The organism is Sphaerochaeta sp., assembly GCF_050178175.1.
Taxonomy (GTDB): Bacteria; Spirochaetota; Spirochaetia; order Sphaerochaetales; family Sphaerochaetaceae; genus Sphaerochaeta.
Map to the genome: position 1 here is coordinate 1 of NZ_JBFXGH010000115.1, position 6983 is coordinate 6983.

Genomic DNA, 6983 nt, shown 5'->3' on the forward strand with positions numbered 1-6983 from the left:
ACTGTGTCAGACCCCAGGAAAAACCTTTTCGCTTTCAGTTTCAGTTTTGTTTTCCACCTCTTCTCCATGCATAGGATAATGAAGGATTACTTCCTTGACCGGTGACAGCAACGGTGAATGCCCCTTTCTGACCAGCGGAGACGAAAGAAACCCAAGAGGGTCGAGATGTTCCCCTATAGGAAACGTCATGCTTCCTGTTTGCAGGGCTGGATCAAGCAAGGAGGCCCATCATCACAGGACTCCATTCCTGCGTCGTACAGAAGTTCCCTTTGTGGGAAGTTCTACCGAGATCACATAGAGCCCTGCAGGGATGGCACTGACTACAAGCTGAATTGCTCTTTCCGTTGTTCGTAAGACTCCTTGGGAATTCGTTCATTGCCCATGGCCCACTCTCCTCTTACAGGAATTGCATACAACCTCCCAGTGGATGTAATACCTTCGAGCTCGGTACTTCCTATCGGGATCTCTGAAGTGCTCGTTGGGGCGACAAGAACCATTACTCAGTGTATTTGAGCAAGAGACGCTCACCCTTACAATCACCAAGTATTCTGGTTAATTGGGTTTCCTAATGACCACCATGATTGCAGTACTCAAGGAAGTGAGCCCACTTAGCTGCAACCTCTGCCCTCCAGTCATACCCACCCATATGCAGCTCATACGGTGCAAAATCCATGAACCAATCGTGGTATCTGCTGTGGCAATACCACGCAAACATGGCCAAAGCCTCACCATCCAGGGAGAATGACTGCTCGTCGGCCCACTCACTGAGGGCGTTCTGCACCAAACGGGAGCGGTAGAGGACAGAAGAGACGCTGGATCCTAAAATGGCTGCACCTCTGGTTCTCTCCCGGAGAAAGTCGACGCAGATGGGTTGCAGCATATCATGGGCAAGGAAGGAGGTTGCATCCCAGTCATGAAACAGCTCATATTCCGTCTCTGCTACCAGTGACACAAAATCCTGCAGAAACTGCTCGTGGAACGTGCTATTCAGATCAAGGACTGTGCTGTACGCCCCAAGAAACCGCCGATAGGTCGGACGGGACAACAATTCTCTTGCGTCCTCTTTTGTCATCTCCATACTTTGTACCTCGTGAGTCATGGTATGCCTGTTCCCACTTACTGGCAAGAGGAAAAACTCCCCCATTTTTTCACTGTTTTCATCCATTCAACGAGTGACATTACGAATTCAATACGATATAAGTAGGAAGTGTGCATATATCTTTCTCTACTCTGTTAATGAGGTAATCAAAAAGCATGAGAACAGGTCGTCTTTTTACATGGAAATACACACTCTTTCTCATTCTCTTGCTGATTATTGGCATCGCATTAACTTTCCCTGCGATATATCTCCTCAAGCGCACCCAGACCGTATTGACTGAGGAAACCCAATCGAAAGCTGTAGACATTGCTCACACGGTCTCCTCATTCCTTGAGATGGATATCGATATGTATCGTGAACTCTCAGAGACAGAAGCAATTGCTGAAGAAGATGAGATATGGCAATACTATCAAGAAGCAAATGGATTGATGCAATCAATCAAGAATAAGGCAGATGCTAATTTCATCTATACCATACGATATAGAGATGACCATACTCTGGAATATGTGCTCGATGGAGAGGATCCTCACAGCGACCTTTTCTCTCCACATGGCAGTACAGATGAGATGAATCACATCGAACTCTTGGCCTTTCAGACTGAACAAGCCATCGCCAGTGATGTAATCAAGGCCCCAGGATGGGGTTCGTTCCTGACCGGATACAGCCCGATCATCGACAACCGGGACGGCACCCTGGTGGGTCTGGTAGGTGTCGATTACTCGGCCGATTTTCTCTGGGACCGACTCAGACATATCTCAAACATTCTTATAATCAGTTTTGGCTTGATTACTTTGGTCGCCAGTATCGCCATAGAAACACTCATCCTTATTACCCATGAGAAAGCACACACGGATGAACTCACCAAGCTGGGCAACAAGAGAGCCTTCAACAAGGCGATGAGGCACATCCATTCACAAGCAACCCGGTTCAAACGGCCCTATGCAGTACTCCTGATGGATATTGATCTCTTCAAGAACATCAATGACGAATATGGGCATCCCGTTGGGGACAAGGTACTGGTTGCCTTTGCCAAGACCATTCTCTATGCATCGGATCAGGAGCAGTTCTGCTTCCGCTATGGGGGTGATGAGTTTGCAGTACTCATACCACAAGCAGAGAGCATGCAGGCACTGAGAGTGAAGCGAATGATCCAGGAAGAGGTGAGAAATATCATCATCCCAGAGCTCGGGAAGCAACATTTCACGGTAAGTATCGGAGTTAAGGTTTGGAACAAAGGATCCAGTATTGAAGAGATGATCAGTGAGGCTGATGTCAATCTATACAAAGAGAAAAGGAACAGCGCATCCTCTCTTTTTTAGAAGATACTTGCAATCCATCCTTATGACCGGTACTGTATCGTTTGCAAGGATACGTTATGAGAACCATTGAAATACTCTTTCTCACCAGCACCCATTTCTGCCCTGATGCAGCAGAGATCTCTCTGCTCAAGGAGCGTTACCCCCAGGTCTCCCTGACCGTTGTTGAAGGAAAAGACTATACCATAGAGCAACTAGCCAAGGCAGAGATCCTGGTAGGCACTCCAAGAACTCGTGACCTGAAGGAAGCCAAGAACCTCCGCTGGTTCCAAGCCCAGAGCAGTGGGGTCACCCCATTTGTTGATACTTCACTGTATGTCCATGAGGATATCATCCTCACCAATGCAAAAGGAACCTACGGAAGGCAGATTGCCGACCATGTGCTGGGGATGATCATTGCATTCAATCATAACCTCCTGACCTATCATGAGCAGATGAAGCAGAAGAACTGGGAGAGCCACTGGCCTACAAAGGACCTATGGGACAGCACCCTGCTTATCATCGGGTATGGGGATATTGGGACAAATCTAGCTCTGCGGGCAAAAGCCCATGAAATGCGCGTCATTGTGGTGAAGAGAACCCCTATGGAGGTTCCTTCACATGTCGATGCCATCTACACCTCTGACTCCCTTGATGAGGTACTCCCCCAAGCTGACTATGTAGCGGTTTGTGCTGCAGCAACTCCCGATACTGAAAACTTGCTGGATCGAGAGAGGCTCCAGCTCATGAAAAGGGGATCTATCCTGATCAATGTCGCCCGTGGCTCACTCGTCGATGAGGAAGCCTTGGTTGAACTCTTGGAGGATGGCCATATTGCTGAGGCCGGCTTGGATGTCACCCAGAGGGAACCACTGAAGGAAGAGAGTCCGCTTTGGACACTCCCGAATGTTTTGATCACCCCGCATGCAAGCGGGCTCTCAGAAAGTGACCCACACCAGGTCTTTGCCCTGTTCCTTGAGAACCTGGGGCACTACCTGGGGGATCGGAAGATGAAGAATCTGGTGGATTTCTCACGGAAGTATTGAGGTGCCCTGATACAAAGGCCATAGCGTGTCTATTGATTACAGTTCATGGCTGTGATAGGTTTTGCTCAGATTCAAAGAGGAGCAAATACCTTGGGTAAACGAGCGTTCTTCGTCTTTCTTCGCTATTTCATTCTCCTGCTCGGTATAGCCATGATCGCCTACGGCATCATGCAGTTCTCGAGCAAGAGCCTTGCAGAGAAAACCCCTACCCCGGTTCCTGTCACCACTGCAAGAGCGGAGTATGGGACCCTGCAAGAGAGCATCTCCCTTACTGCACACGTCCAAAGCGACCATATGGTTGCGCTCCTGCCCTTGGTAAATGGAGAACTGGAAACGGTTTCCTTTGAGCTGGGAGACCAAGTTGAGGAAGGGCAGGTACTGGCACAGATAGACAGTGAACCCTATGAACAACAACGTGCCCAAGCAGCAGCAGCAAAAGCAGTAGCCCAAACAACATTCACACGTGTTGAACGACTCTTTCAGGCTAAGGCAGTTACCGAGCAGGCATATGAGGAAGCAAAGGCAAACAGGGATGCGACCCTGGCTCAGTGGGAACTGGCGGAATTGCAGATGAAGAATACTGCCATAAAAGCCCCGATATCCGGGACGGTCATCGAGAAGTATGCATCACAGGGCAATATTGCCTCTTCCCAGCAACCTATAGCCCTGATAGCTGATCTTGATTCCTTGAGTGTTAAGGCCCAGATTCCCTCTTACTACTTTGATATCATCCAGGCACAGAAGGAACAACTGCAAATCCAGGTGAGCAGAACGGATGCATCGGGAAAGGCACATATGGCCCAGGCAAGGCTCAAGGCAATCGCACCCTCCATCAACCCCTCTTCAAATACCTTCACACTGGTCAGTACACTCCAAGAGCAGGACGGCTCATTCGTACCTGGGATGACAGTGACTATCCGAATCGTCTACAACCAGATTGAAGGGGTGTATCTCCTCAGGCAGGAGGACCGCACAGTCGATGGCGCCTTCTACGTATATGATGAAGAGACCAACACAGCTCACTATGAGAAAATTGCCATCATTGCTGAGAATGACTCCTTTGTTGCCATTGATCCGGCCTATAAGGATGCATCCTTCATCGTGGGAGGACAGCATACGGTACTGGATGGACAGGCAGTCTCCGTCCAGCAGACCAGGTAGGGGCAGCTGATGAAGATTTCCCACTTTGCGGTACGACACCCCGCGGTTATCGGGATGCTCCTCATTGCCTTGATCGCCTTTGGGCTCTATGCCCTGACTGGTCTGAATGTTGAATTCATGGCTGATATCAGCCTTCCCACCGTGGAAGTCCTTGCAGTCTATCCTGGGGCCAGTGCTGAAGACGTAGAGAGGGATGTAAGCAAGGTGCTCGAAGAGCACTTTGTCACCCTCCCTGATTTCAAGAGTATCGAATCAACAAGCAGTAGCTCTTTCTCCTGGGTAACCATCACCTTTCAAGATGGGGTGGATCCGTATGACATGCTTGGGGAAATCCGTAACCGCATCAGGCAGATGAAAACAGACCTTCCCGATAATCTCGAGGGAGAGCCGGTAGCAATCGTAGTTAATGCCACCATGCTTCCTGTGATGATGTTCAGTGTTGATGCAGGAGAGGATATCAGCCATCTCTCCTCCTATGTGGAAGACACCCTCATCCCAAGGATTACCAGAATCCAAGGAGTTGCTGAGGTGTCGGTAACCGGCATGCAGTCCCAGGAAGTACGTGTTACGGTAAGAACCGAGGACCTGGCGGCAAGAGGAATCTCCATGATGCAGGTGTATCAGGCACTCCAGTATGCCAATATGCGCATCCCTGTAGGGGAAGCAGTATGGCATGGGAACAGTGCAAATCTCCGCTATGATGGAAGCCTGAAATCGCTTGGCCAACTGAACGATCTGCCTATCGGTGTAGCAGAAGATGGAACAGTAATCAGGCTCAGTCATGTGGCAGATATTGCATTCAAAGCTGCAGAAATGGATGCCTATGCTGATGCAAACCAAGTTCCGCGGGTGGTGGTCTCAGTCACCAAGCGTAGCGATGGCAACACCATCGCCATTGTACGGGAGATCAAGAAGATTCTCGCAGAAGCACAAGAGGAAACAGGAGGAGCCGCATCTTTCCAGATACTCAGTGATGACAGCAAGAACATCATCGCCTCATTGATGAAAGTCTCCCAATCAGGATTGCTTGGCATCCTTATGGCTGTATTTGTCATCTTTCTGTTCCTAAGCGACCCAAGGGCAACCATTACCATCGCCCTCTCCATTCCCCTCAGCATTCTCTTTACCTTCATAGGCATGCGAGTGGTTGGGGTAACCATCAACCTGATGAGCCTCTCTGGCATTGTGGTTGCCTTGGGCATGGTGGTGGATGGTTCCATCGTCATGCTCGAGCAAGTCATGCGTTTACACAAAGAACACAAGATGCCCAGTGAGGAGGCACTGCTGTGTGGTGCAGACTTGGTGGGCTCCCCTATCCTTGCGTCCACCACCACAACCCTCGCTGTATTCATCCCTCTCTCCCTGCTCTCGGGCATTGTGGGGTCAATCCTCCGTGATGTCGCCCTTACCTTGATTCTCGCCATGGTAGCAAGCCTTCTGGTGGCATTGGTGGTCGTTCCCTTTATCCTTCGCTTGATCTTGAATGTTCCAGAAAAGGTAAGAAAAAGAGAACCACGCTTCTCCAGGATACTTGATCGTCTTGAAGAGGGATATCGGAAGGGGTTGGCATGGAGCTTAAGCAACAGGAAATTCATCCTGACCCTTGCCATTCTCTCTCTAGCCTTGGTCATCATGGCAGGAAGCATCCTGGGGCTTACCTTCATTCCCTCGACTGATAATGGTGATTTCAACATCGCTCTTACATTTCCCCAAGGATACAGCTTGGAGCAAATCAGGGAGCGGGCACTTGAAGCCCAAGCCTTGGTAAGCTCCCATGTACCAGAAGTTGATTCCATCGTACTCTTTTCCGGGCAAGGAACTGGAATTGAGTTCTCATCTCCCAACCAGGCAAACATCCGTGTAGTGCTGGTGCCAACCAAGGAACGGAAGCGTTCTGTGCATGAGATCATCAATGAGGTGCAGTATCTGCTCTCCTCCACCATTGTTGACGCCACAGTCAATACCACAAACGGCGGTTTTGATGCCATGGTTGGATACATATCGGGTGGTGGTGGCTATGGACTGAAGCTTGTCGGAGAGGATATGGAACTCCTGCATGAGACTGCAGAGTCACTGAGAGTGAAACTGCAGGAAGATCCAGAGGTCCTCGTTGCCAGCATCGATACCAGTTATGATGCAAACATCCTGGTCATGGATATGTCCCATCAGCTTATGAACAACCTTGGGGTGAACAGCAGCGAGGCGGGGCTGACAGCGAACCTTCTGTTCCAAGGGATGGAGGTAGGCAATCTTACCAATACAGAGGGAGAGCGGTATCCGATCAGGCTGGAGTCAGACCTCAAGGACTTACCCATCACCAGTTCCACCCTGCTCTCTGCACAAGTTCCAGCGTCCACAGGAGAGCTCATCAGCTTTGCAAGC

At 49.8% G+C, this 6983-nt stretch carries 5 protein-coding genes; 4 read left to right on the forward strand and 1 reads right to left on the reverse strand.

Annotated elements, in window-relative coordinates; translation table 11 throughout:
• Window positions 1-565 precede the first annotated feature (565 nt).
• Complete coding sequence (locus AB7S66_RS10500) at window positions 566-1078, reverse strand: hypothetical protein (protein WP_428519781.1); 513 nt, start codon at window positions 1076-1078, stop codon at window positions 566-568.
• Between the two features lie 176 nt (window positions 1079-1254).
• Here AB7S66_RS10500 and AB7S66_RS10505 point away from each other — a divergent pair, with 176 nt between their 5' ends.
• From AB7S66_RS10505 to AB7S66_RS10520, 4 genes are all read left to right on the forward strand, one after another.
• Window positions 1255-2418 carry a GGDEF domain-containing protein gene (locus tag AB7S66_RS10505; protein WP_428519783.1) on the forward strand — a complete coding sequence of 388 codons (1164 nt, stop codon included), beginning with the start codon at window positions 1255-1257 and terminating at the stop codon, window positions 2416-2418.
• A gap of 56 nt (window positions 2419-2474) precedes the next feature.
• Window positions 2475-3440, forward strand: a complete 966-nt coding sequence (locus AB7S66_RS10510; RefSeq protein ID WP_428519785.1) for a D-2-hydroxyacid dehydrogenase — start codon at window positions 2475-2477, stop codon at window positions 3438-3440.
• 90 nt (window positions 3441-3530) lie between these two features.
• Window positions 3531-4601, forward strand: coding sequence for an efflux RND transporter periplasmic adaptor subunit (locus AB7S66_RS10515; RefSeq protein ID WP_428519787.1), 1071 nt, complete (start codon window positions 3531-3533; stop codon window positions 4599-4601).
• Window positions 4602-4610: 9 nt separating this feature from the next.
• Window positions 4611-6983: efflux RND transporter permease subunit (locus tag AB7S66_RS10520; protein ID WP_428519789.1), on the forward strand; the 2373-nt coding region annotated here is incomplete at its 3' end.

What these genes read in the sequence shown, in the direction of transcription:
- AB7S66_RS10500 (WP_428519781.1), bottom strand. Translation starts at nt 1,078, where the DNA reads ATGGAGATGACAAAAGAGGACGCAAGAGAATTGTTGTCCCGTCCGACC.
- AB7S66_RS10505 (WP_428519783.1), top strand. Translation starts at nt 1,255, where the DNA reads ATGAGAACAGGTCGTCTTTTTACATGGAAATACACACTCTTTCTCATT.
- AB7S66_RS10510 (WP_428519785.1), top strand. Translation starts at nt 2,475, where the DNA reads ATGAGAACCATTGAAATACTCTTTCTCACCAGCACCCATTTCTGCCCT.